This is a genomic window from Comamonas sp. HJ-2 (genome assembly GCF_053615495.1).
Genome location: NZ_JBSIFD010000060.1, coordinates 1 through 2,668 on the forward strand (window position 1 = coordinate 1; position 2,668 = coordinate 2,668).

Annotated in this window: 1 protein-coding gene; it reads left to right on the forward strand. The window is 62.1% G+C overall.

What is annotated here, in order from left to right:
• The coding region (locus tag ACWGXF_RS24255) for an efflux RND transporter permease subunit (protein WP_452102592.1) at positions 1–2,668 on the forward strand (2,668 nt) is incomplete at both ends.

The window sequence follows — 2,668 nt, forward strand, 5'->3', positions numbered from 1 at the left end:
TTGGGCGAGATGTTCATGTTTACGGTTGATGGCGAGAGCTACTCTCTGGCCGAACGCCGACGTGTGCTGGACTGGGTGATACGGCCGGCCTTGCGCACTGTCGCCGGCGTTGCCGACGTGAATGCCCTGGGTGGCGTGGTACGGGGCTACGAGGTGATTCCCGATCCTGCGAGGCTGCGCGCGCGTGGCGTGACCTTGGATCAGTTGCGTCAGGCACTCGATGCCAACAATCGCAACGATGGAGCAGGCCGGCTGGACCGAGGTGAGGAGCATTGGGTGGTGCGCGTGGAAGGTGGCGTGCGCGGGCTCGACGATTTGCGGGCCGTCGTGATCGTTCCGGCCAGAAACGGACAGGCCGCAGCCACGGTAGGTGATGTGGCCACGGTACGCCTGGGCGAGGCCACTCGCAACGGCGCCGTGAGTCGTGATGGCCAGGGCGAGGCCGTCCAGGGACTGGTGCTGGGACTGCGCGGCGTGGATGCTCGCAGTCTGGTCGATGCAGTGCAGGCCAGACTCGACGAGCTGGAACCGCGCCTGCCCAAAGGGATGAGCATCCAGGTGTTCTATAACCGGGGCGAACTGGTTTCGCGTGCCGCCGGCACCGTAGTGCGCGCATTGGTCGAAGCCAGCGTGCTCGTAGTCGTCATCCTTTACCTGTTCCTTGGCGGCGTGCGCGCTGCATTGGTAGTGGCGGCCACACTCCCTCTGTCCATGCTGGCCACATTCCTACTCATGCGCTACGTGGGCCTGACGGCCAATCTGATGAGCCTGGGTGGTCTGGCCATCGCCTTGGGCATGTTGGTGGATGCCTCGGTGGTGGTGGTGGAGAACATCGAGACAGCACTGGCTCACAAGCAAGAAGATGTGTCTTCGGCAAACTCCGTGGACCGCTTCAGCCTGATCCGGGATGCCGTATCGGCAGTGTCTGCCCCCATGCTGGCAGGCGTGTCCATCATCGCCATTGTGTTCCTGCCGCTGCTGACGCTGCAAGGCCTGGAAGGCAAGCTGTTTGCGCCGGTTGCGTTGACCATCGTCCTGGCCCTAAGCGCTTCTGTACTCATTGCATTTACTGTCGTTCCGGCGCTGGCTTCACTGCTGCTGCGCTCGCACGCCAGCGATGCGCCCTGGCTGATGCGAAAGCTGTCCGGCGGCTTTGCCTGGCTACAGGCCTGGAGCCTGGCGCACCGGCGCACGGTGTTTGGCATCGCACTGGCGACGCTGGCCGGCGCGGCAGTCCTGTATCTGTCAGTGGGAAAGACCTTTATGCCAACCATGGACGAAGGCGACCTCATCGTGCAGCTGCAAAAATCTCCGTCAATTTCACTGACCGCATCGCTGGATATGGATCAGCGCGTGCAACAAGCCCTGCTCGAAGGCGTCCCGGAAATCCGCTCCATCGTGGCGCGCACGGGCTCGGACGATCTGGGGCTGGATCCAATGGGCCTCAACGAGACCGACACTTTTCTTGTGCTCAAGCCACGTGCTCAATGGCGTGGCAGCAAGGAAGATATTGCAGATGCCATCCGCCGCGTGATGGAAGGCTTTCCGGGCCTGATCTACGGCTTTACGCAGCCCATCGAGATGCGCGTGTCCGAGATGCTGACCGGCTCGCGAGGCGACGTGGCCATCAAGATCTTCGGTACCGATCTGGCCAAGATCGATGCCGCGGCCCAGGCGATTGCTGCACGCATGCGCACCGTCTCCGGCGCCTCCGAAGTCATTGCACCCAGCAACAGCGGCGTGCAATACCTGCAAGTCGTTCTCAATCGTGCTGCACTTGGTCAATCCGGCTTTTCTGGTGATGCCTTGCAGGCTCAGTTACGCGCACTGATTGAGGGCGATCGTATAGGCATCGTGCCTGAAGGCATGGTACGTACGCCGTTACTGCTTCGTGGTGGCACGATACTGCGGCACTCACCCGAAGGCCTGGCAAGCCTTCTTGTGACCGCCCCCGACGGGACCACCTGGCCACTCACTTCGCTAGCGACACTTTCTCCTAAGGACGGACCGGTACGTATCGACCATGAGGACGGAGCGCGCTTCGCCGTGGTTCAGGTCAATGTCGAAGGACGCGATCTCGCAAGCTTCGTCAGCGAGGCCCAGGCATCTGTGACTGCCGACCCCGCACTTAAGGATCTGCGCATTGTCTGGGGCGGCCAGTTCGAAAACCAGCAGCGCGCGGCTGCCCGCCTTGCGTTGGTCGTTCCTGTGGCGCTCTTGGCGATCTTCGTGTTGCTGGTTCTCACCTTCCGTTCAATGCGCCAGGCCTTGCTGGTCATTGCCAACATTCCGTTCGCACTAGTGGGAGGCATGGCCGCATTGCGCATAAGCGGCGAATACCTGTCGGTGCCCGCCTCTGTGGGCTTTATTGCACTGCTGGGCATTGCCGTGCTCAACGGCGTGGTGCTGGTTTCGCACTTCAACGCACTGCTGGTGTCGGGCATGGAGCTGACCCAGGCTGTACGTCAAGGCGTGCGCGACCGCCTGAGGCCTGTGCTTATGACGGCCTGCATCACGGCCCTGGGCATGGTGCCGCTGCTGCTGGCTACTGGCCCTGGCTCGGAAATTCAGCGTCCGTTGGCCGTCGTCGTGGCAGGGGGATTGATCAGTTCCACGGCTCTGACCTTGCTGTTGTTACCACTGCTGTTTGAGCGCTTTGGCGTAGCAC